Source organism: Clostridium sp. Marseille-Q5894 (genome assembly GCF_946902305.1).
Lineage (GTDB): Bacteria > Bacillota_I > Bacilli_A > Erysipelotrichales > Coprobacillaceae > Thomasclavelia.
In genome coordinates, this window is sequence record NZ_CAMPPT010000005.1 from 45,643 (window position 1) to 68,638 (window position 22,996).

26 protein-coding genes, 1 tRNA gene, 1 riboswitch and 1 other annotated feature are annotated in these 22,996 nt (G+C 31.6%); of the genes, 18 read left to right on the forward strand and 9 right to left on the reverse strand.

What is annotated here, in order from left to right; all coding sequences use genetic code 11:
• Window positions 1-67 precede the first annotated feature (67 nt).
• Together OC535_RS08770 and OC535_RS08775 are read left to right on the forward strand one after the other, a co-directional pair.
• Window positions 68-217, forward strand: coding sequence for a hypothetical protein (locus tag OC535_RS08770; RefSeq protein WP_164468313.1), 150 nt, complete (start codon window positions 68-70; stop codon window positions 215-217).
• Window positions 218-335: 118 nt separating this feature from the next.
• The gene (locus OC535_RS08775; RefSeq protein ID WP_227053469.1) at window positions 336-1,709 is read left to right on the forward strand and encodes a sodium-dependent transporter; all 1,374 of its coding nucleotides are present in this window, start codon (window positions 336-338) and stop codon (window positions 1,707-1,709) included.
• A gap of 94 nt (window positions 1,710-1,803) precedes the next feature.
• On the opposite strand, the gene OC535_RS08780 is transcribed toward OC535_RS08775, so the two are convergent.
• Genes OC535_RS08780 through OC535_RS08790 form a run of 3 tightly spaced genes read right to left on the reverse strand, consistent with a single transcriptional unit; the run spans window position 1,804 to window position 3,887 of the window.
• Entirely contained in the window at window positions 1,804-2,313 is a 510-nt protein-coding gene (locus OC535_RS08780; RefSeq protein ID WP_227053468.1) for a spore maturation protein B, read from the reverse strand.
• Window positions 2,306-2,878, reverse strand: coding sequence for a hypothetical protein (locus tag OC535_RS08785; protein ID WP_024722348.1), 573 nt, complete (start codon window positions 2,876-2,878; stop codon window positions 2,306-2,308). The genes OC535_RS08780 and OC535_RS08785 overlap by 8 nt, the downstream gene beginning before the upstream one ends.
• Window positions 2,871-3,887, reverse strand: a complete 1,017-nt coding sequence (locus OC535_RS08790; protein WP_227053467.1) for a D-alanyl-D-alanine carboxypeptidase family protein — start codon at window positions 3,885-3,887, stop codon at window positions 2,871-2,873. The genes OC535_RS08785 and OC535_RS08790 overlap by 8 nt, the downstream gene beginning before the upstream one ends.
• Window positions 3,888-4,340: 453 nt before the next feature.
• A riboswitch (FMN riboswitch) is annotated at window positions 4,341-4,465 on the forward strand.
• A gap of 59 nt (window positions 4,466-4,524) precedes the next feature.
• Here OC535_RS08790 and OC535_RS08795 point away from each other — a divergent pair.
• Together OC535_RS08795 and OC535_RS08800 are read left to right on the forward strand one after the other, a co-directional pair.
• Entirely contained in the window at window positions 4,525-5,124 is a 600-nt protein-coding gene (locus OC535_RS08795) for an ECF transporter S component (RefSeq protein ID WP_024722349.1), read from the forward strand.
• 12 nt (window positions 5,125-5,136) lie between these two features.
• Window positions 5,137-5,592, forward strand: coding sequence for a pyridoxamine 5'-phosphate oxidase family protein (locus tag OC535_RS08800; RefSeq protein ID WP_024722350.1), 456 nt, complete (start codon window positions 5,137-5,139; stop codon window positions 5,590-5,592).
• A gap of 36 nt (window positions 5,593-5,628) precedes the next feature.
• Here OC535_RS08800 and OC535_RS08805 read toward each other — a convergent pair whose 3' ends face one another.
• Window positions 5,629-7,152: a 4Fe-4S dicluster domain-containing protein gene (locus OC535_RS08805; protein ID WP_227053465.1), complete on the reverse strand. Its 1,524-nt coding sequence runs from the start codon at window positions 7,150-7,152 to the stop codon at window positions 5,629-5,631.
• Between the two features lie 156 nt (window positions 7,153-7,308).
• Between OC535_RS08805 and OC535_RS08810 the strand changes: the two genes are divergently transcribed.
• From OC535_RS08810 to thrS, 4 genes are all read left to right on the forward strand, one after another.
• Window positions 7,309-8,034 carry a pseudouridine synthase gene (locus tag OC535_RS08810; RefSeq protein WP_498823607.1) on the forward strand — a complete coding sequence of 242 codons (726 nt, stop codon included), beginning with the start codon at window positions 7,309-7,311 and terminating at the stop codon, window positions 8,032-8,034.
• 67 nt (window positions 8,035-8,101) lie between these two features.
• Entirely contained in the window at window positions 8,102-8,338 is a 237-nt protein-coding gene (locus OC535_RS08815) for a hypothetical protein (protein WP_227053463.1), read from the forward strand.
• Window positions 8,339-8,612: 274 nt separating this feature from the next.
• A complete protein-coding gene (locus OC535_RS08820; RefSeq protein ID WP_024722354.1) occupies window positions 8,613-9,137 on the forward strand; it encodes a GNAT family N-acetyltransferase in 525 nt (174 codons plus the stop codon).
• Window positions 9,134-10,867 (forward strand): threonine--tRNA ligase, encoded by a 1,734-nt coding sequence (gene thrS / locus OC535_RS08825; protein ID WP_498823608.1) that lies wholly within the window; start codon window positions 9,134-9,136, stop codon window positions 10,865-10,867. Before OC535_RS08820 ends, thrS begins: the two co-directional genes overlap by 4 nt.
• 68 nt (window positions 10,868-10,935) lie before the next feature.
• On the opposite strand, the gene OC535_RS08830 is transcribed toward thrS, so the two are convergent.
• Window positions 10,936-11,613 carry a beta/alpha barrel domain-containing protein gene (locus tag OC535_RS08830; RefSeq protein WP_034595739.1) on the reverse strand — a complete coding sequence of 226 codons (678 nt, stop codon included), beginning with the start codon at window positions 11,611-11,613 and terminating at the stop codon, window positions 10,936-10,938.
• A 225-nt stretch (window positions 11,614-11,838) separates the two neighbouring features.
• Here OC535_RS08830 and OC535_RS08835 point away from each other — a divergent pair, with 225 nt between their 5' ends.
• From OC535_RS08835 to OC535_RS08855, 5 genes are all read left to right on the forward strand, one after another.
• A complete protein-coding gene (locus OC535_RS08835; protein WP_498823609.1) occupies window positions 11,839-12,195 on the forward strand; it encodes a helix-turn-helix domain-containing protein in 357 nt (118 codons plus the stop codon).
• A 77-nt stretch (window positions 12,196-12,272) separates the two neighbouring features.
• On the forward strand, window positions 12,273-13,160 hold the full coding sequence (gene thyA / locus OC535_RS08840) for a thymidylate synthase (protein WP_227053459.1): 888 nt from the start codon (window positions 12,273-12,275) through the stop codon (window positions 13,158-13,160).
• Window positions 13,160-13,636 carry a dihydrofolate reductase gene (locus OC535_RS08845; protein ID WP_024722358.1) on the forward strand — a complete coding sequence of 159 codons (477 nt, stop codon included), beginning with the start codon at window positions 13,160-13,162 and terminating at the stop codon, window positions 13,634-13,636. Before thyA ends, OC535_RS08845 begins: the two co-directional genes overlap by 1 nt.
• Entirely contained in the window at window positions 13,636-14,352 is a 717-nt protein-coding gene (locus OC535_RS08850; RefSeq protein ID WP_498823610.1) for a lysophospholipid acyltransferase family protein, read from the forward strand. Before OC535_RS08845 ends, OC535_RS08850 begins: the two co-directional genes overlap by 1 nt.
• 57 nt (window positions 14,353-14,409) lie before the next feature.
• Complete coding sequence (locus OC535_RS08855; protein WP_024722360.1) at window positions 14,410-15,066, forward strand: alpha/beta fold hydrolase; 657 nt, start codon at window positions 14,410-14,412, stop codon at window positions 15,064-15,066.
• Here OC535_RS08855 and OC535_RS08860 read toward each other — a convergent pair.
• From OC535_RS08860 to OC535_RS08870, 3 genes are read right to left on the reverse strand one after another with little or no spacing between them, the layout of a single operon-like run.
• Entirely contained in the window at window positions 15,041-15,508 is a 468-nt protein-coding gene (locus OC535_RS08860) for an HD domain-containing protein (RefSeq protein WP_498823611.1), read from the reverse strand. The two genes, OC535_RS08855 and OC535_RS08860, sit on opposite strands and share 26 nt — an antisense overlap.
• Entirely contained in the window at window positions 15,505-16,830 is a 1,326-nt protein-coding gene (locus OC535_RS08865; RefSeq protein WP_024722361.1) for an RsmF rRNA methyltransferase first C-terminal domain-containing protein, read from the reverse strand. The genes OC535_RS08860 and OC535_RS08865 overlap by 4 nt, the downstream gene beginning before the upstream one ends.
• A 51-nt stretch (window positions 16,831-16,881) precedes the next feature.
• Entirely contained in the window at window positions 16,882-17,091 is a 210-nt protein-coding gene (locus tag OC535_RS08870; RefSeq protein WP_227053456.1) for a hypothetical protein, read from the reverse strand.
• Between the two features lie 211 nt (window positions 17,092-17,302).
• Here OC535_RS08870 and OC535_RS08875 point away from each other — a divergent pair.
• Window positions 17,303-17,389: transfer RNA gene (locus OC535_RS08875), tRNA-Leu, on the forward strand.
• 286 nt (window positions 17,390-17,675) lie between these two features.
• On the opposite strand, the gene OC535_RS08880 is transcribed toward OC535_RS08875, so the two are convergent.
• Window positions 17,676-18,092, reverse strand: a complete 417-nt coding sequence (locus tag OC535_RS08880) for a helix-turn-helix domain-containing protein (RefSeq protein ID WP_024722363.1) — start codon at window positions 18,090-18,092, stop codon at window positions 17,676-17,678.
• A 164-nt stretch (window positions 18,093-18,256) separates the two neighbouring features.
• Window positions 18,257-18,511: a binding site (T-box leader), on the forward strand.
• A gap of 58 nt (window positions 18,512-18,569) precedes the next feature.
• On the opposite strand from OC535_RS08880, the gene aroF reads away from it, so the two are divergent.
• Genes aroF through aroC form a run of 4 tightly spaced genes read left to right on the forward strand, consistent with a single transcriptional unit; the run spans window position 18,570 to window position 22,996 of the window.
• The gene (aroF, locus tag OC535_RS08885) at window positions 18,570-19,586 is read left to right on the forward strand and encodes a 3-deoxy-7-phosphoheptulonate synthase (protein WP_498823612.1); all 1,017 of its coding nucleotides are present in this window, start codon (window positions 18,570-18,572) and stop codon (window positions 19,584-19,586) included.
• Window positions 19,587-19,610: 24 nt separating this feature from the next.
• Complete coding sequence (gene aroB, locus OC535_RS08890; RefSeq protein ID WP_024722365.1) at window positions 19,611-20,669, forward strand: 3-dehydroquinate synthase; 1,059 nt, start codon at window positions 19,611-19,613, stop codon at window positions 20,667-20,669.
• Window position 20,670: 1 nt separating this feature from the next.
• Window positions 20,671-21,951, forward strand: a complete 1,281-nt coding sequence (gene aroA / locus OC535_RS08895) for a 3-phosphoshikimate 1-carboxyvinyltransferase (protein ID WP_498823613.1) — start codon at window positions 20,671-20,673, stop codon at window positions 21,949-21,951.
• Window positions 21,929-22,996, forward strand: a complete 1,068-nt coding sequence (gene aroC, locus OC535_RS08900) for a chorismate synthase (protein WP_498823614.1) — start codon at window positions 21,929-21,931, stop codon at window positions 22,994-22,996. The genes aroA and aroC overlap by 23 nt, the downstream gene beginning before the upstream one ends.

Consider the following 22,996-nt stretch of genomic DNA (forward strand, 5'->3'; position numbering starts at 1 on the left):
GGGGTAACTCAAAGCATGATTAAAAAAAATCCTTTATAATATAAGTAATATAAAGGAGGAACTAGAAATGAAATATGCTGTTGTAAATGGAAAACTTACTCATGTTAATAAGGTTGCTAAAGGAACTATTGCAAGAGAATTTGGATATACGAATTATTTGGTAATTGCTTGTAAAGGGAAATATCGCTCATATTGGAAGTATGTAAATATTAAATAAAGATGATGCAAATGAGTTTATTTATAACGATTGTACGACTTTTGAAACATTTAGTTGAAAAATTATAGATACTAGGCTAAAATTAAAAGGTAACGATTAAAAGAAGGGTTAGAATGTTATGAAAGAAAGAGAAAAATTTTCGTCAAGATTAGGATTTATCCTAATCTCTGCAGGTTGTGCAATTGGACTTGGAAATGTATGGCGTTTTCCATACGTTGTAGGTCAATATGGAGGAGCTTTATTTGTTTTGATTTATTTGTTTTTTTTGGTTGTTTTAGGAGCTCCTATTATGACAATGGAGTTTGCGGTTGGTAGAGCAAGTCAAAAGAGTGCTGCACTAGCTTTTCAAACAATTCAACCAAAAGGGAAAGTTTGGAATTGGATAGGGAAATTCCAGATGTTAGGGAATTATGTTTTAATGATGTTTTACACAACTGTTGGTGGCTGGATGTTATCATATTTTGTAAAAATGATCAAAGGTGATTTTGTAGGAGCCATACCTCAGCAAGTTGAAAATATTTTTAATAGTTCTTTACAAGATCCGTTATTACAAGTTTTTTGGATGGTAGTAGTTATTGCAATAGGTTTTGGTATTTGTTCACTAGGACTTCAAAATGGTGTTGAAAAGATTACTAAAATTATGATGAGTTCATTGTTAATAATAATTTTAATTTTAGTTATTAGAGCAATTACACTGCCTGGAGGTAGTGAAGGATTAGCATTTTATTTGATTCCAAATTTTGAGGCCGTTGAACAGTATGGTTTATTAGAGATAATATTTGCAGCAATGGGACAAGCTTTTTTCACACTTAGTTTAGGAATTGGAGCAATTGCTATATTTGGCAGTTATATTGATAAAAGTCGTCGTTTGTTTGGTGAAACGATAAGTGTATGTACTTTAGATACTTTAGTGGCTTTATTATCGGGGTTGATAATTTTTCCGGCTTGTTTTGCTTTTGGAGTTAATCCGGGAAGCGGACCAGGTTTAGTGTTTATAACGTTACCAAGTATTTTTAATGAAATGTGGTTAGGTCAGGTTTGGGGTACGTTATTTTTTGTTTTTATGAGTTTTGCGGCTTTATCGACAATTATTGCGGTGTTTGAAAATATTATTTCATTTGGAATGGATTTATTTAATTGGAGTCGTAAAAAAGCAGTGATTATTAATTTGATTTTAATTTTAGTTTTATCTTTGCCTTGTGCTTTAGGCTTTAATGTTTTAAGTGATTTTGCTCCTTTTGGAGCTGGTACTACAGTTCAGGATTTAGAGGATTTTTTAGTTACGTATAATTTTTTACCATTAGGGTCACTAGCGTATTTGATTTTTTGTACTTATAGATATGGCTGGGGATTTGATAATTTTATTAAAGAGGCTAATACGGGAAGAGGGATCAAGTTTCCTAAATGGACAAAAGCTTATTTGAAATATGTTTTACCATGTGTGATTATTTTTATTTTTATTCAAGGTTATTATACGTTCTTTATTAAGTGATAATATTTTTGATCAAGATTAGATAAAACCAGAAGCAAAAAATGATTTTGTTTCTGGTATTTTTTATAGTTGATAAAAAGGAATAATATTTGGATCAATTAATAAATAACAAAAAGCTAATAATAGCCAGCAGACAAGCAATGATATCTAACCATAATCCTAATTTTAGGGCATAGCGGTTATTTTGTAATTTAATACTGCCAAAATATAATGTGACAACATAAAAAGTTGTATCACTACCTGTTTGAATGATTGAGGCAAGTATACTATAAGGATGATCAACACCATATTTTAAAAAGACATTATTTAAGACACTAAGTGATCCATTAGATGAAAATGGTCTAATGATCATCATCATAAAAATATCTATGGGGATATTTATAGTTTTAAAAATACTTTTAAAAACGATTTCTAAGATATTGATAATGCCACAGTTTTGAAAACAAGTCACCCATAAGATAAATGCCATCATAGTTGGAAATAAAGTAATTAATAATTTACTCCCCTCTTTTACACCATCGATAAATTCATTAAAAATATCAACTTTTTTAAAACAAGCTTCTATTAAAGCAATTAAAATTATAATTAAAATAATACTATCCATAATGTTCAATCACCTTACTAGCAATGATTCCTACAACTGTAATAATAAAACCAATTATAAGACTATAACTAAAAAAACCTAAAATATCATGACTGCCGTAACTTTGTCTTAAGGTCATCATCGTAGTAGGAATTATTGATAATCCTGTTGTATTGATGATTACTAACAACATCATTTCTTTACAAGGAACCTTAGGATCAGTTTGATATTTAGTTAAAGATTTCATTGCTTTAAGACCACTAATTGATGCTAAAGAACCAACCCCTAATAAGTTAGCAATAAAATTAGTAGATAAATATAGATATATTTGTTGATCTTCAACAGCTTTACCATAAACTAATTTTAAGATGGGTTTTAAGATAAATGATAATTGCTTTATTAAACCAGAAGCTTTGATAATATTTAAAAAACCATTCCATAAACATGCGGATAAAACTAAAATTTTAATTAATTCAAAAACTTGATTAGGAGACTCTAATATTGCTTTAAACATATCATTTTGATGATTAGTTGCAAAGGCTGTTAAAACAAAGAAAACTAAGCCAAATTTAAAGACTTTAGCCATAAAATAAATCCTTTAAAATCATTTTAAAACCAAGAAAAAAGTTATATGGAACTACTTTTTGTTTACTAACAGGCTGGTTATTTAATGAAACAACTATTTGATCATCAACAAATGAAACATCTACTTTATCTGTAGGTTTTTTATTCACACATATATCAAAATCTAAATAATACTGCTGTTGTTTAAATTCCACGATTCCCTTAGAAAAGACTTTAGTTTCTTTCAATAATTCATAACATTCCTCATATTTATTTTGATGAAACTCAAAATCATTACCACAATTAAAAGTCACAATAATTAAATCTAGATCATCTTTACGTGCCATCGTAATCAAAGTACGTTTAGCTTTTTTAGTAAAACCAGTTTTTCCTCCGATACAATACTTATAATTAGTTAATAACTTATTTTTATTATGCCAGGTTCCATTACCATCTTCCCTTGTATATTCCTTAGTACCAACGATTTCATTAAATATAGGATTTTGATGACAGTAGGCCATTAATTTGGCCATATCATAAACAGTAGATTGATTACCATTATCTTCTTCATCCAGACCAGTAGGATTAGAAAAAGTTGTGCTATGAAGCTCTAATTCTTTAGCTTTATCATTCATCATATCAACAAACTTAGGAATATCTTTAGCTACTGCTTTTGCAATCATAACAGCTGCATCATTTCCGCTTCTTAACATCAAACCATATAGAAGATCACGTAAACTAATTTTATCGCCTATATGTATATAGATTCCACTTCCCCAAGCTTTGTTGATAGTATCATCAACAGTTATAATAGTATCAAGTTTCATATTTTCAATAGCAATTATACATGTCATGATTTTAGATATTGAGGCTACACTTTGAATATATTCTTCATTACTACCTTCAATTACAATTTGATTACTTGCTTCCATAACTATATAACTCTTGCCTTGAAAAGGAACAGTTTTAACACTATCTAGCGGCATGAAGGTTAAAGAAATAATTAGGCCAATCATTTTTATATAGTTCATTTTAATCACCCCTATAAATCTATGCATAAATTATAAAGTTTAGAAGGAAATTTAAGTAAAATATATTTGCTTTTATATTTTTTGAGTTTTACTATTAAAAAATAGAGCAAAACTTTTATATGATGAATAATATCTTTTTTCATTAACATAATAGCTCACTTGAATCATAGTTATTTTTTAGTTTAGATTTCTGATTGAATGCAGTAATGATCATCTAATTCTTTTTTGTTGTTAATGTGGTAATAGATCTAGGTAAAAATGTTGAAATAAATTTTTGATTTTTCCTGCGTTTTGATAATTTAATATTAATTGTTTTATCATGATGTTAAATATTTACGAATGCTTATTATTAAAAATAAATTTATATTTCTTAGAAGAAAAAGTAATTGCTTTTATATATAAAGAGGTGTAGAATGATGTCAATAGATAATGTTTCTATCATCCAAAATTTAATAAAGTCTTTGTGGCAGGGTGAAAGTCCCTACCGATGGTTATAGTCCATGACCCATATCATTGATATGGCTGAGTTAGTGAAATTCTAACACCGACGGTTAAAGTCCGGATGAGAAAAGACATTTTCTAGAATTCTACCTGAAGACTTTTATTGTTTTCAGGTTTTTATTTTAGGAGGAAGAAAATGAAAAACGAAAAAACAAAAAAGTTAGTATTGATTGCAGTTCTTGGTGCTTTATCAGCAGTTTTAATGGTATTTAGGTTTCCATTACCATTTATGCCGCCTTTTCTAAGTTTTGATTTTGCTGGTGTTCCAGAATTGATCGGGGCATTTACATTAGGGCCTATAGCAGCGATTTTGATCGTTATCGTTAGAATATTGTTACAGCTTGTTTTGTCAGGTACCAATTCAATGTTTACTGGGGAATTGCAGGGGCTGATGTTAAGTATTGCTCTTGTTTTACCGGCAGCCATAATTTATAAACATAATAAAACAAAGCAAGGTGCATTAAAGGGGATGTTAGTAGGAGCATTAACGAATATTATAGTTGCAGTTTTTACTAATCTTGTAATTATTATTCCATTTTACGTAGCATTATATGGTATGAATATGGATATGATCATTGATATGTGCAAAGCGGTCAATCCGTATGTTGATAGTACATTTAAATTAGTTATTTTAGGAATCGTACCTTTTAATCTTATTAAAAATGCAGTAGTGTGTTTTATTACATTTATAATTTATAAAAAAATTAGTTCAGTCATTAAAAATTATATTAAATAGGGAGGAAAAGAGATGGAGTTTAATGAAGGAAAAGCATTGTTGTTTAAAAAACTTGGAGATTGGAAGATCATGGCACTTGCTTCTAGTGTAAATGATTATGTAATGGTTAGAAATGTAAGTTGTTTATTTTATGATGATAAGATTTATTTTAAAACAGATAAGAATTTTAGAAAAACGCAGCAATTATTTAAAAATCCTCAAGTAGCTTTATGTACGGGCGGTGTTCAAGTAGAAGGACTAGCTAAAAATCTAGGTTTAGTTGTTGAAGAACCAGGGCGTAAATTTGAAAAATTATATAAAAAATATTTATGGCAAAGCTATAATGCTTATAGCCATGAAGATAGTGAAATATTGATTGAAGTAACGCCTAAGTTTGTCGAAATCTGGGATGAAGATGAAAATCGATATGCTTTTCAAACATTTATTGATTTTGATAAACAAACAGTAGAAATAAAAAAATATGATTAAAAAATACGCAATCTAATTGATTGCGCATTTTTAATATCATTTGTACTTTTCAATTAATAAATCTAAATATTCTTTATATTTAGAATCATTAGCATTTAATTTATCAGAAGTACTAGTGTATTTTTTAACTGCCATCGTTGCACGATTGATTGGAAGAAGAGTTCCAGCTCCAGCGACACATCCCCCTGGACAAGCCATCCCTTCAAGAAGGTAACCATCGTATTTTCCTTTTTTAGCAAGATTCAACATTTTTTTACAGTTTTCTAAGCCTTCTGCAGATTCTACTAATACCTCACGTTCAGGGTCTTTAGCTTTAATACAGTTAACAACAGCTTTAGCTACACCACCGCTTATGGCAAAACCGCGACCATCACTGCTAGCTTGGGTAAACGGATCATCTTCGTTAGGCTGTAAAGATGCAAAATCAATTCCTTTAGCTTCAAACATTGCTCCTATTTCTTCAAAAGTTAAAACAAAATCAACTTCACTACGAACTGATTTTCTAGAAGCTTCCAACTTTTTAGCGGCACAAGGACCAATAAAAACAACTCTGCTGTTAGGATGCTTTTCCTTGATTAAACGTGCCGTCAATACCATTGGGGTAAGAGCCATCGAAATATACGATTTAAATTCTGGGAATTCTTTCTTGGCCATCATTGACCATGAAGGACAGCAGGAAGTAGCCATAAAAGGCTGTTTATCTGGTACCTTTTCTAAGAAATCCTTAGCTTCATCGATGGTACATAGATCTGCACCGATGGCAACTTCGACAACATCTTTAAAACCAAGTTCCTGCATTGCTTTTTTTAGGATCTCTGGGGTTACTTTAGCTCCGAATTGTCCAATAAAAGCTGGGGCAACGGCAGCGATGATTTCATCACCTTCTTTTATTGCTTGAATCAGTTGAAAGATTTGACTTTTGTCAGCAATTGCACCAAATGGACAACTAACTAAACACATTCCACAAGAAACGCATTTATCGTAATTGATATGGGCATTACCATATTCATCAGATTCAATCGCATTCATCCCGCAGGCTTTGGCACAAGGACGTTCTTTTTTTAAAATAGCATCATAAGGACAGACGTTTTTGCACAAGCCGCATTTGATACATTTGTCCTGATCGATATAAGCTTTCCCTTCTTTAAAGCTTATTGCTTTTTTAGGACAAATTTCCATGCAGGGGTGAGCCAAACAAGCTTGACATCCATTGCTTACCTCAAATTTTTTTTCAGCACATTTATTACAGGCAAATTTAATGATGTTAATAAGTGGTGGTTCATAATATTTATCGGCAATAATGCTATCTTCAATACCTTTAGAAATCGGAGCCGGCTTATCGATCGGACGTAATGATAACCCCATTGTTAGACGGAGACGTTCACCGACGATTGCCCGTTCTAAAAAGATACTATCACGATAAGTTGCAATTTCGCCAGGGATTATTTTATAGGGCAGATCTTCAATCCGACTATAATCATTACCTTCATAAGCGAGTTTTGCAACTTCGACGAAAACTTTTCGTCGAATCTTAGTTAATGATGAATAAATTCCTCTCATAATATTTCCTCCAAGTCTTTTATAATTATATTTTATCGTAAAAAAATTTTTTGTTAAAGAGATATCCGATTATTTAATAAATATTAAAAATTAGTTTCTGATATTATTGCTTTTAATTTACATTTCAGTATAATGTATACGAAGTAGGTGAGAAACATGGAAAGATTGCAAAAAGTAATTGCTGCCAGCGGTTATACGTCGCGAAGAAAAGCTGAAGATTTAATTGTTCAAGGTAAAGTTAAAGTAAATGGCCAAGTAGTTGATGAGTTAGGAACTAAAGTAAAAAAAGGAGATTTTATCACTGTTGATGGTAAACCGATAGTAGGGGAAAATAAAGTATATTATGTATTTTATAAACCTAAAGGATGTGTTTGTACTTTAGATGATGAGTTCGATCGACCAATTATTACAGATTATTTTACAGATGTAAAAGAAAGAATATATCCAGTAGGACGATTAGATTTTGATACTACTGGTTTGATTATCATGTCTAATGATGGAGAGTTTGCAAATATGATCATGCATCCACGCTCACATTTGGAAAAAATCTATGAAGTTTCTATTAAGGGATTGATTACCGGTTCAACACTAAATAAATTGGAAAAAGGAGTTTATTTAGAGGGAGTAAAAACATTGCCTTGTAAAATCAAAGTTGTTGGTAAAGATATTGAACATAAGACGACAATGTTAAAAATAAAGCTGGTAGAAGGTAAAAATCGTCAAGTAAAAAAGATGTTTGAAAGTGTCGGACATCCAGTTAAAAGATTGCATCGTGTTAGTATAGGTTGTGTGAATTTAAAAGGATTGACACCAGGAAAATATCGAATTTTAAAACCTCAGGAAGTTAAAGATTTAAAAAAATTAGTTAATACAGTTAAGTAGCAGGACATGTCTTTATTTGACAATAATTTTAGTTTTATTAGTGCATACTGTATGATGGGTGATGAAAATGAGAATACAGATAGTTGAACCACAAAATACGAATGAATGTGGTATATGTAAAGCACAAGGAGATTGGATCAAAAAGATAAATGTTCGTAATATTCCAGGTATATATTGCTTAAAATGTAATACTTTAACGATGTTTGATAAAATGCCTTCAAAATATGTTTATCGAGCATTTAAAAAAGAGACTGATAATATTAGAATGGAGTATTTGGCTAAGCAAAATGATAAAGTTAAATAAACAAATTTGTTGACTTTAGTCAATAAATGAGTAGAATTAAAAGAGTAAATAAGATGCGATGATTTAGGATATGTCTAGATAGTGCTTTGATTTAGAGAAAAGACGGTTGGTGCAAGTCTTGATGAGGCTATTTAGGTACTCCCTGATATGCAACACTCGAAAGAGAATGTCGGTAGCGCGTTATAGCTTTGAGGTTATTTAATAACAAATTAAGGTGGTACCACGATACTCTCGTCCTTTGGATGAGAGTTTTTTATTTAAAAGGAGGGATGGCATGGCTATATTAGTTTATCCTAGTATCGAACACCGTGAAATGATCTTAGCTTATATGAATGAGACTTTTGCTTATGGTGAAGAATATATCAATGGTGTCGGTGGAAATCAAAATTTTAATGAATATGAAGATTGGCTTAAAAGAGAAAAACAAAATCATTTAGGAATTAATTTAAAAGATGGTTTTGTACCTGATACGGTCTATTTTTATATTGAAGGTGATAAAATAGTTGGGGTAATCAATATTCGACACTGTTTAAATGAATTCTTATTAAAAAGAGGTGGTCACATTGGCTATAGTGTTGCCCCGAGTCAAAGAAAAAAAGGTTATGCTACAGCAATGTTAAAAGAAGCAATTGGAATCTGTAAAAAATGGGATATTTATCCAATTTTAATTACATGTAATAAAGAAAATACAGCTTCTAGAAAAACGATTGAAAAATGTGGCGGTAAATTAGAAAATGAATATTATGATAAAGAAAGTAAAGAAACATATTTACGTTTCTGGATAGGAGAAGAAAAATGATTGATTTTAAAGAAGATGCAAAATTAAGTGTTTTAAATCATTCTTGTGCTCATGTAATGGCTCAAGCAATTAAACATTTATATCCTCAAGCTAAATTTTGGGTAGGACCAGTAGTTAGTGAGGGATTTTATTATGATGTTGATTTAGGTGATGATGTTATTAAAGATGAGGATATCGCTAAAATCGAAAAAGAAATGAAAAAAATTTGTAAAGATGGTAAACGTATCGTTCGTGAAGAAATTACTAAAGAACAAGCTTTAGAAATGTTTAAAAATGATGAATATAAGATTGATTTAATCAATAATTTTGAAGATGGTACTAACATTAGCTGTTATCGTCAAGGAGACTTTGTTGATTTATGTCGCGGACCTCATGTGGAAACAGTTAAAGCTTGTAAGAATTTTAAGTTAATTAAACATTCGGGAGCTTATTGGAAAGGGGATAAAGAAAATAAAGTTCTTCAAAGAATTTATGGTGTCTGCTTTGAAACACCAGATGCTTTACAAGAACATCTTGATCTATTAGAAGAAGCAAAACGTCGTGATCATAAAAGATTAGGTAAAGAATTAGGATTATTTATGATGAGTGAATATGCTCCAGGAATGCCATTTTTCTTACCTAAAGGGATGATTTTACGAAACACTTTGGAACAATACTGGTATGAAGAACATACAAAAGAAGGTTATGAATTTATTAAGACACCAATTATGATGTCACAAGAATTATGGGAAACTAGTGGTCATTGGGCAAATTATAAAGAGAACATGTATACAAGTATGGTTGATGATCGTGAGTTTGCCATTAAACCAATGAATTGTCCAGGAAGTTTATTAGTATATAAAAATAGTTTACATTCTTATAAAGACTTACCGCTTAGAATGGGAGAACTTGGTCAAGTTCATCGTCATGAAGCTAGTGGTGCTTTAAATGGTTTATTTAGAGTTCGAACATTTACTCAAGATGATGCTCATATTTATATGACACCAGATCAAATTGAAGGCGAAATCGTTAGATTGATCAATTTTATTGATCGTGTTTATAGCAGTTTAAATTTAAGCTATGAAATAGAATTATCAACTCGTCCAGAAAAGAAATATATTGGTGATCTTGCTATTTGGGAAAAATCAGAAGCTGCTCTTGGAGCTGCTTGTAAAGCAGCTGGTAAGGATTATAAAGTTAACCCTGGTGATGGTGCTTTCTATGGTCCAAAATTAGATTTCCATGTTAAAGATAGTTTAGGAAGAGTCTGGCAATGTGGTACGATTCAATTAGATATGAATTTACCAGAAAGATTTGATATTACATATATTGATGATAAAGGTGAAAAAGTTCGTCCAATCATGATTCACCGTGTTATCTTTGGTTCAATTGAAAGATTTATTGGTATCTTGATCGAACACTTTGCTGGTGTTTTCCCATTATGGTTAGCACCGGTACAAATAAAAGTATTACCAGTAAATAACGAATACCATTTAAAATATGCAAAAGAAGTAACTGAGTTATTACAGAATGAAGGATTCAAGGTAGAAATGGATGCTCGTGAAGAAAAATTGGGATATCGGATTCGTGAAGGACAAATGGAGAAAGTACCATATTTGTTAGTTCTTGGTAATAATGAGCGTGATGAAAAAACTGTTACATATCGTAAACATGGTGAACAAGCGCAAACAACTGTTCCTTTTGATGAGTTTGTTACAATGTTAAATAAGCAAATCGAAGATAAAAAATAAATGCCCTGATAAAGGGCTTTTTTATTATTAATAAAAAGGGAATTTATATTCCCTTAAAATTATTATTTTTAATCTTTATGGCAACGTTGTCGATATTCTTCCATCATCAATTTAAAGATATCGCCATTTGAAGGTGGGGTGTAAGTAACTGCATTGGCTCCTGCATCAATAACTTCCTGAATAGTTGCAACTGATGGTCCACCGGTTGCAATAATTGGAAAGTCTGCTGATATCTTTCGAAGTTCTTTTACGATTGCAGCAGTATTTTTTCCTCCAGAAACATTGACGATCGTTGCTCCTGAATGCAGCATTCTTTCTTCTAAGTCTTCATCTAAAGATACAATTGATAAGACAACAGGGATATCAACATAGTCAGATAATTCTTGAATAAATTCAGTCTTAGTTGGGGCATTTAATACTACAGCCGTAGCGCCGTGTAATTCAGCATCTAAAGCAATTTCACGAACTCGTGGGCCAGCAGTCGTTCCGCCACCTACGCCAGCGAAAACAGGTCTTTGTGAGACGTCGATAATCGCATTAGTAATCTGCATTGTTGGGGTAAAGGGATATACTGCAATTACAGCATCGGCATTGCAGTTAGAAATTACAGCAACATCAGTTGAAAATAATAATGATTTTATTCTTTTGCCATTGATTACGATCCCGCTAGCTTTACGGATACATTCAGGAACAATAATTGTATGACTACGTAATCTTGTATTTATTTTAGGAGCTTCTTTTTTCATCGTGATCATCCTTTCTGCTCTATCATAGCATTTAAATATTAACTAATTGTTACAAAATGACTAATATTGTTAAATTATAACATAGTTAAATTTAAATATATATAGTAAAAAACCAATGAATAAAAATAATAAAAAACGGGAATAATATATTATGTATCCTAATGGGATGTGCAATATATTTTAAGATATCTTTTTCAAAGATACAATTAAATCATTGGAGGAATTATGATGAAAATTGATTACAAACTTATTGGCAAAAGAATAAGAGAAGAGCGGATTTCTCAAAATCTTTCTCAACAGACATTGGCTGAGATTTCAAACATTTCTCCGACAAATATTTCACATATTGAACGCGGAGCAACTAAATTAAGTTTGCCAACTTTGATTAGTATTGCAAATGCATTAGCGGTTTCTGCTGATTTTTTGCTATGTGACAGTTTAATCGAGGCTGAGAGGATATATATTGATGAAGTCAATGATCTTTTGTCAGATTGTAATCCCAATGAATTAAAGTTGATTATTGATATTATGAAATCCATAAAAACTTCTTTGCGTCATTATAATAAGATGAACAAAACATAAGCACTTTTTAGATAAAAGTGTTTTTTTAGTTTATTAAGATGAATTTTTATTGTACAATATCATTCGAGGTGTAAAAGATGAAACAATACTTAGAGATGTGTAAATATGTTTTAGAAAATGGAGAAGATCGTGATGATCGTACGGGAACTGGAACGAGAAGTGTCTTTGGATATCAGACACGTTACGATTTAAGAGATGGTTTTCCTTTAATGACAACGAAAAAAATGTTTATTAGACCTATTGCTGAAGAATTGTTGTGGTTTATTAAAGGCGATACTAATATTAAGTATTTGGTTGATCGCAATGTTAAGATCTGGAATGATTGGCCATATGAGACTTACAAAAAATCTGCTGATTATCAAGGGGAAACACTTGAAGAATTTGTTGATAAAATTAAAAAGTTACCAGAAGATGATTCTTTTGTTTTAAAATACGGGGATCTAGGACCGGTGTATGGGGCTCAATGGCGTAATTTTAATTATGAAGGGGTAGACCAGTTAGCTAAATTAGTGGACAGTTTAAAAAATAATCCTTTTTCAAGAAGACATATTATATGTGCTTGGAATCCTGTACAAGTTGATAATATGGCTTTACCGCCATGTCATGCTTTTTTACAATTTTATGTTAGTGCTGATAAAAAGTATTTATCTTGCCAATTATATCAACGTAGCGCGGATATTTTTTTAGGAGTGCCTTTTAATATTGCTTCCTATGCTTTAATGACGGAGATGCTTGCTAAAACCTGTGGTTATGAAGCTAAGGAATTTGTGCATACGATTGGCGATGCGCATATTTATAAAGATCATATCGATGTAATCAAAGAACAGATTTCAAGAGAGCCATTGCCTAAATGCAAACTTGTCTTAAATCCGGAAGTTAAATCTATTTTTGATTATCGAATTGAAGATATTAAAATTGAAGACTATCAAAGTTATGGTAGATTAGTTGGAAAGGTAAGTGTGTAATGATTAGTATTATTGTAGCGACAGATGAAGATTTATTAATTGGTAAGAAGGATTCCTTTAATGGAATGCCTTGGAATGTTCCTGAAGATCTTAAACATTTTAAAGCAACAACTGTTAATAAGACAATTTTGATGGGACTTACTACGTATAAGGCGATTGGTAGACCGTTGCCTAATCGTAAAACGATCGTTGTTAGTTTAGAGCCGTTTGAAGATGATCGCGTTGAGATTCGCAATTCTTTAGAAGAAGTGATCGAAGAGTATCGTCAAAGTGGTGAAGATTTGTTCATTTCTGGAGGTGCTTCGATATATCGTCAATGTTTACCAATCGCTGATCAATTATTGATATCGAGAATTCCTGGTAAGCATACTGGTGAGACATATTTTCCTAATTTTGATGAATATGATTATCATTTAGTAGAACAAAAAGCGTTTGAAACATTTACTTTACAAATATATAAGCGAGGTAGTAAGTAATGAAAAGAATTATCATGATCGTAATTAGAGTTATTTTAAAACTGCCTTACTGGTGGGGATATAAAGTAAATAAGTATAAGCATATTGAAAATTATACTCTACAAAAACGTTATGGCTTTATTCACCGTGTTGTAGCAATTATCAGTAAAAAAGCTCGAGTTGAACTTGAGTGTTATGGTTTAGAAAATTTACCAGATCGATCAGGGTATTTGTTAGCGCCTAATCATCAGGGGCTATATGATCCACTAGCAATTTTTCAAACTCATGAAAGACCGATCAGGGCAATCGTAAAAAAGGAACTTGCATCAACGATTTTAGTTAAAGATGTTATTAAAATGCTTGAATATGTTCCTATGGATCGTAGTAATGTTCGTGATAGTGCAAGAGTAATTAAATATGTTTCTAATGAGGTTGCTAAGGGGGAAAATTTCTTTGTTTTTCCTGAAGGGACGAGAAGTAAAAATGGAAATAATATTTTAGAATTTAAAGGGGGAACTTTTAAGATTGCGGTAAAGGCAAAAGCTCCTATTGTTCCAGTAGCTATGATTGATTGTTATAAGGTTTTTGATAATAACACCATAAAAAAAACAACGGCTAAGATTCATTATTTAAAACCTTTGTATTATGATGAATATAAAGATTTACATACAAATGAAATTGCTAAAATTGTTCATGATCGAATTGAAGCTTGTATTAAAGAACACACAAAGGGATAGAAAATCCCTTTTTTGTGTTATAATTATATTGATTAAGAATTATATGAGGAGTTTAATATGATACTTGAAGTAAATGGAATAGAGCTGTTTTATGAAGTTAAAGGAAAAGGAAGAAATTTAATATTAGTTCATGGTAATGGCGAAGATCATCATATTTTTGATGATCTGGTTGCGGTTTTAAAAGATAATTTTAAATGTTATTGTATTGATAGTCGCGGTCATGGAAAAAGTTCTAAAGTTAAAGTATATAGTTATCAGGCAATGGCTGATGATATTATGGCATTTATAAACTGTTTAGGATTAAAAGATGTTATTTATTATGGTTTCAGTGATGGCGGAATCGTCGGTTTACTTGTTGCAAGCCAAAGTGATTTAATTAGTGATTTGATTATCAGTGGGGCAAATATAGAGCCTCAAGGTTTAAAAAAGCACATTTACTGGCAAATGAAAATAATTTATGCATTAAAGAAAGATCCTAAAATTAAACTGATGTTAGAACAGCCTCATATTAGTCATTATCTTTTACATAAAATAAAAGCTAGAACTTTAGTTCTAGCGGGTAGTAATGATATGATCAAAGAAGGACATACCTTTAATATTGCTCATCATATTAGTGGTAGTCAATTATTGATCTTGCCTAAAGAAAATCATAGCAGTTATGTTGTTAATAGTACTAAATTAGCGCCAATTATTGAAGCTTTTGTAAAGAATTAAAAATATTTTCTAATCTGAGCTGTTTGTCTATTGAAAAGATGGCATTAGGATCATTTAAATGCTGGACTAATAAGTCCGCATTTTTTATTAATTCACTATAGTCATCATCTTTTTTTTCTTTAAAGGAATGATTTTTAATGGCTGTGACGATAAGGATGATTTCATCATCCGTAAATAATTTACTATTAGTCAAAATATTTTTAGCTAGCATACTACTTCGATTGGCATGATCGAAGTGAGAATTAAATTTATAGGCAGCTAGATCATGAAGAATTCCAATAATAGCTGCTAATTCTAAATCGAGTTTTTCCATCTTGGCTAAAAAAACAGCCATATTAGCAACATTAGATAAATGCTCGATAGCTTCTTGACGATTACTTTTTGAACATTCTGTATTTAAAATATGATATACTTCATCTTTTATAACATAATAGCGATTCATCGTCTTAACCCCTTTGGATATAAATTTTTTATCTGATTGTTACTTTCTTTATAAAAAGACAATGGATAACCATCAACTAAAATCAAACCATAGCCTTTTTGGTTAGTCCCTAATAAAGTTTCCCCATGAAGATATTTAGTTATCTCTTTGTCATCAGCTTTATAATCATAATAACGCTTTACATCATTTTTAGTTAATGTTAAAGCTAAAGAGTGACTTGGTTCAAAACGTCCTTTTTTACATTCGCCCAAATATAGACCAGTTCTTAGGACTCTGATACCTTTTAATTCAGGAAATTGTGGTAATATAGCATAAATATGATTATTTGAGTTGTATAGTAAAGGTGGTACCGTTACCTTCAAGTTGTCAAGATAGAATTTGTTGATTAAATCAAGCTGTTCTTTATTAATGTTTGGTTTTAATAATTTGATTTTACTGATTTTACTTTCTTCATCGTGTTTTTTTAATAAAGCAATAAACTGTCCTTCACCTTTGTTTAGATGAGGATACATTCTTACAACTTTGTCATTTTGATAACCTGAAGTCATGCCCGGCTGTTTTTTTATTGCTAATAATTCCATGTTTAATTGTTTGACCATGTAATCGACTTGTTCTTCGTTTTCTTCTAAAGAGTATGTACAAGTTGAATAAATTAAAATACCGTCATTTTTCAACATTTTATAGGCACTATCAATGAGTTTTCTTTGAATATAAGCACATTCATTTATTTTATCGATCGACCAGGTTTTAACAGCTTGATCAAGTTTGCGAAACATTCCTTCACCAGAGCAGGGAGCATCAAGAATGATCTTATCAAAAAAATTATTGAAATATTTCTCTAATTTTACAGGATCACAATTAGTAACAATAGTATTTTTAATTCCGAAACGTTCAATATTTTCTGATAAAATGCCTGCTCTTAGTTTATTGATGTCGTTAGCGATCATAAGTCCTTGATCACTTAATTGACTTGCGGTAAAACAGGTTTTACCACCTGGCGCTGCGCACATATCTAAAACGTAATCATCTTCTTTAAAATCAACGCAATTAGCTACAGCCATTGCACTAGGTTCCTGGATATAATAAAGACCACAATTGAAATAAGGATGTTTACCAAGAGGGTAGTTATCATAGTCAAAGAAATAGGCATTTTTGATATATGGATGTGGGGTCAAGAAGTGTTGCTCTAAATGAGAAATGGCATCTTTTTTTAAAGGATTTAGATAAAAACTTTTTACTGGTTTTTGTAGTAATGCTTTTTCGAAGTTTTCATAGTCATCTTGTAAAAGTTTTTTCATGCGTTGTTTAAATAGTTCGTTCATAGTTTACCTTCTATCAGTCATCAAGATAACAGACAAGCAAGCGCTTGTCTGTTATTTTGATAGTTCGTTAGTGAGATTTGCTAGACGATTAGCAAGTCTGCTTAATTCCTGGATTGGTAATTCAAGATATAAATCTATATCGATCTTTTTGATAGCTTCTTCAAATTTAGCATTTTCTTGTAATCCGATCAAAGTTTCAGTAGTTGCATCTAGCGAATTAGTTATTTCATTAAGTTCATTTAAAATTTTATCATGTTCCATAATTATTACTCCATCTATTTATAAATTTATCTAGTTAAATTACTATTAAAAATACGTTATTTTAATTAATTCGTCAATACTATTTGTTAAATTTAATGTATTTTAGTTTCTAATTTAATAATATTAATAAATATTTTAAAATAAATAAACAAATATTTTAATTTTCTATTGATTTTATAATTAAAATTATTTATAATAGTTATCGGTAGTTGCCCAAGTGGCGAAATTGGTAGACGCAACGGACTCAAAATCCGTCGGTAGCGATACTGTACCGGTTCGAGTCCGGTCTTGGGCACCATTTGTAAATTAGTCAATGTAATGTTGACTTTTTTTATTTACTTATATAAGAAAATCTTTACTCATGAGAATGTAAAGTGGTTTCTCTTTACAATTAGTATTATGACATATTTTGATGGCTAATTTTGTCGAATTATGGTTAAAAGTTATATTTTTTGCAATATTTAATCAAAATTATGAAAAACGAATTAAAAATAGTAAATATTTGTTGTATTAAGATCATTAAAGAATAAATAATGTTATTATAAGAGAAGTTTTAAATAAAAAAAGGTGATGAAACTCATCACTTAAAGTTTTTTGAACATATTTTGTTGTTTTTGTTTATCGGATAATTCGACACGTAAGTAAATTTCTTTAACAAATTTTTGTTGCTCACTAGGACTAAGACGATTGAACAGATTTATAAGCTCATGGTTGGTTATGTAAATTTGTGATTTGTTTTGAGCGAATTGCTGATCACCGATATATGATAGAAAACCTGAATCATTAAGAATATCATAAAAACTCATTTGAAAAGCATGAGCTATCTTTACGATTGCTGGAATTGACATATTATAAGAGATACCTTTATTACCATGTTCAATATTGCTAATAGATGAAGCAGATATTCCTGATAGATATTCGAGTTTTGCTTGTGACCAGCCTTTTGATAGACGAATACTTTTAATGTATTTGCCAATTAAAGTTGTATCGATATTATTCATAAAGCCCCCTCCTTATATAATATGATTATATCGTATTTAAACGTCGATAACCGCCAAAATTGTGTAGACTCATATGGACTAATATTTTGAGAAATAAAAACTTTTTATAAAATGTGTTGACATAATTAATTTTATTGTATACAATAATTGCAACAACATCTGGTATAAATACTGTGAAAAGAAATAGTAGATATTGGAAATAGGATAGAGAGCTCTTGTTTGGTGGAAAAGAGTCTATTAGATAATATTGAATTCATCTTGGAGTAGAGGACTGAATCGTTAGTAGTAGGTCTCTCCGGTGACACCCGTTAACGTGTAAGAGTATGTACTAATAGTAATTAGCGTACTTGATGAGATCAATATAGTAATATATTGATGAACTAAGGTGGTATCACGAAGCATAGGCTCTCGTCCTTTTAGGAAGAGGGCTTTTATTTATATACAGGGTTGAAATAAATAATAAAGGGGAATAAAAAAATGATTATTGTAATGAAAATGACGGCAACAGATAAAGACGTCGAAAAAGTATCAAAAATTGTCACTGATAAGGGGTTAAGAGTAAGTGTTGTTCATGGAACTGGACAATCAATAATTGGTATTATTGGTGATACAACACGAGTTGATCCACGAGCTATTGAAGTAGATGAGGCAGTAGATCATGTAATGCGTGTATCAGAACCATATAAATTAGCGAATCGGGCATTTCATCCAGATGATACGATCATCGATGTATCAGGAGTTAAAGTCGGTGGTGAAAATCTAGCGTTGATCGCAGGGCCTTGTTCGGTAGAAAGTGAAGAACAGGTAATCGAAGTTGCTAAAGCTGTTAAAGCAGCCGGAGCTAATATTTTACGCGGTGGAGCTTTCAAACCAAGAACTTCACCATATGCATTCCAGGGAATGGGATCTTCAGGACTTGATATTTTGGTAGCTGCTAAAAAAGCAACTGGTCTGCCAATCTGTTCAGAATTAATGGATGCACAGTATCTTGAAGAATTTAATGAAAAAGTGGATTTGATTCAAATCGGAGCAAGAAATATGCAAAACTTTGATTTATTAAAGAAAGTAGGAGCAGGGACAAAAAAACCGATCTTATTAAAAAGAGGATTAAGTGCAACATTTGAAGAATGGATCATGTCGGCAGAATATATCATGGCCAGCGGGAATCCAAACGTAATATTATGTGAAAGAGGGATCAGAACATTTGAAAGCTATACAAGAAACACATTAGATCTACAAGCAATTCCAGTAGTGAAGAAACTAACACATTTACCGATCGTAATCGATCCAAGTCACGCTGGAGGGAAATGGTGGTTAGTGGAACCAATGGCAAAAGCATCAGTAGCAGGTGGAGCAGATGGATTGATGATAGAAGTGCATAACGATCCTGAAAAGGCGTTATGTGATGGACCACAGTCATTGAGACCAGAGAAATATGAGAAGTTATTAAAACAAATCAGTAAGATAGCTGAAGTTGTCGGTAAGAAAGTATAATAAATTTTAGGAGGAGATATAGCGATGGATTTGACAGTTGCGTTAAAGGATAATAGTTATCCAATTTATATTGAAAAAGGGATTTTGAATCAGGCTGATAAATATATTAAACAAATTTATCAGGGTAATAAGATCATGATTATTTCCGATGATCAGGTATATAGCTATTATGGGGATCTTTTAACTAATGTCTTGAATAAAGATTTTATCGTGGAGCATGTAACAGTTTTACATGGGGAACAGTCTAAACGGTTTGATATTTTACCATCGCTATATAAAGCTTTGTTGGATTTTAAACTAACAAGAACTGATTTGATCATTGCTTTAGGTGGTGGCGTAATTGGTGATCTAGCGGGATTTGTAGCGGCCTCTTATTTAAGAGGGGTCAAGCTTGTCCAAATTCCAACGTCGCTTTTAGCACAGGTAGATTCATCTGTAGGGGGAAAAGTGGCGGTAGATCTGCCAGAGGGCAAAAATCTTATTGGGGCTTTTTATCATCCTAAGATGGTTTTAATTGACCCAAATACGTTAAAAACTTTACCTAAACGCTTTATTAATGATGGGATGGGGGAAGTAATTAAATATGGTTGTATTAAAGATCGGGCTTTATTTGATAAATTAAATAATTATCAGAATTTTGATGAACTTTATCAAGATATTGATGAGATAATTTATCGTTGTGTTGATATTAAGCGCGATGTCGTAGAACGTGATCAGTTTGATTTTGGTGATCGCCTATTATTAAACTTTGGTCACACATTAGGACATGCGATTGAACAGTATTATCATTATCAGACATATTCTCATGGTGAGGCTGTTGCAATCGGAATGGTTCAATTAACAAAAATTGCTGAAGAAAAAGGTTTATCACCTGAGGGGACTAGTGATATAATCGAAGCGATCTGTCTTAAATATAATTTACCTACTCATAGTGATTTAAAAACAAGTGATCTAGTAGGGGCAATCAGTCTTGACAAGAAGAATATAAATAAAAAATTATCATTAGTATTATTAAAAGAAATTGGTGATAGTTATGTTTATCAAAGTGATCTTTCATTAATTCAAACAAAGGATAGGGTTTAAAATGACAGCAGTAAAAATAACACCAGCTAAATTACAGGGAACGGTTCAAGTGCCACCGTCAAAATCATTAGCACATCGCGCAATCATTTGTGCTAGTTTGGCTAAAGGAGTTAGTCGTATCGATAATATTGAATATTCAAAAGATATTCAAGCAACGATCAAAGCCATGAAATCATTAGGAACTAAAATTGAAGAGTATGATGATTATTTGATCATTGATGGAACGACTACGTACACTAAACAAAATAGTGAGATCGATTGTGAGGAATCTGGTTCAACACTTAGATTTATGGTACCAATTTCAATCGTTGCGGAAAATAAAGTTCATTTTATTGGTCGCGGAAATTTAGGGAAAAGACCTTTAGATACATTTTATGAAATTTTTGAGCGCCAAAATATTGGTTATATATATAAAAAAGATGTTTTAGATCTATATGTGATAGGAAAATTAAAACCCGATCATTATTTGATTCCAGGTAATATCTCTTCACAGTTTATTACTGGCTTACTATTTGCTTTACCGCTTTTAAAAGGTGATTCGATCATCGAAATAACTTCACCATTAGAATCTAAAGGCTATATTGATTTGACTTTGCAAATGTTAGATCAATACGGAATAAAAATTATCAACAATAATTATAAAAGCTTTATTGTCAGAGGTAATCAAGAATATACAGCTCATGATTATCGCGTTGAAGCAGATTTTTCTCAGGCGGCTTTTTATCTTGTTGCTGGAGCAATTGGTAATGATGTAGTTTTAAAAGATTTGAACTTAGATTCATTACAGGGGGATAAGGCAACATTAGATATTTTAAAAGCAATGAAAGCAACAGTTGATGTTGTTGATGAGGGAATCAAAGTAACCGCTCAAGAACTGGTGGCTACGACAGTTGATGCTAGTCAATGTCCGGATGTTATTCCTGTTGTCTGCGTAGCTTTAGCTTTAGCTAAAGGTAAAAGTGAGGTCGTTAATGCTAAACGGTTAAGAATTAAAGAGTGTGATCGAATTGAAGCAACAAGCTCTCAAATCAATGAATTAGGTGGAATGGTAACAGAATTGTCTGAAGGTATGATCATTGAGGGTATAAATGAGTTTGAGGGTGGAAATTGTTCAAGTTATGATGATCATCGCATTGCGATGATGCTGGCAATAGCTGCAACAAGATGCAAGCATGCAATCATTATCGATAATATGGAATGTGTAGAAAAATCTTATCCTAGTTTTTGGGAAGATTATCAGTCATTAGGAGGAATTATTGATGTCATCAACGTGGAAAAATAAAATCGAAATTACAATTTTTGGCGAATCACATGGTAAAGCGATTGGTGTTGTTTTAGGTAATCTTCCTAGTGGAATTAAGCTTGACATGGAAGAAGTTGCTAAAGAAATGAAACGACGGGCACCTGGTCAAAATAAAATGTCAACAGCTAGGAAAGAAGCTGATAAAGTAGAGATAATGAGTGGTATTCAGGATGATATTACTACCGGAGCACCGTTATGTGCGATGATCTATAATAGTGATCAACATTCTAAAGATTATTCTTTATTAAAAGAAAAAATGCGACCTGGTCATAGTGATTATCCAGCTTTTGTGAAATATCAAGGTTTTAATGATGTTCGTGGCGGGGGACATTTTTCAGGTCGGATCACAGCTCCGATCGTGTTCGCCGGTGCTGTTGCAAAACAGATCTTAGCTCAAAAAGGAATTTATGTTGGTGCCCATATTTTAAGTATCAAAAATAAGTATGATGATTATTTTGATATGCGTTTGTCTTATGATACATTGAAATATTTGAAGGCTCAGCAGTATCCTGTCTTGAATCAAGTTGTGTATGACCAATTTGTAGAAATTATTGATCAAGCGCGAATGAATCAAGATTCAGTAGGAGGAAAAATTGAGTGTGCAGTTGTTGGATTAGAGGCTGGATTAGGGGAACCATTCTTTGATTCGATTGAAAGTCATCTGTCAAGTCTTTTATTTTCGATTCCTGCTGTCAAATCAGTTGCTTTTGGCAATGATTTAATTAGTGAGATGTATGGCAGCGAAGCTAATGATTGTTATTATTATGATGGTGATGTTGTAAAGACGAAGACAAATAATAACGGGGGAATCACAGGTGGAATCAGTAATGGCATGCCGATAGTTTTTAATGTGGGAATCAAGCCAACTCCATCAATCTCTAAGGCACAAGAGACAATTGATATCAAGAATCATCAAAATACAACTTTAGAAGTTCATGGACGTCATGATCCATGTATTGTTTTTAGAGCAACAGTTGTCGTTGAAGCTATGGCCGCTTTAACAATACTTGATTTAGTGAGGTAA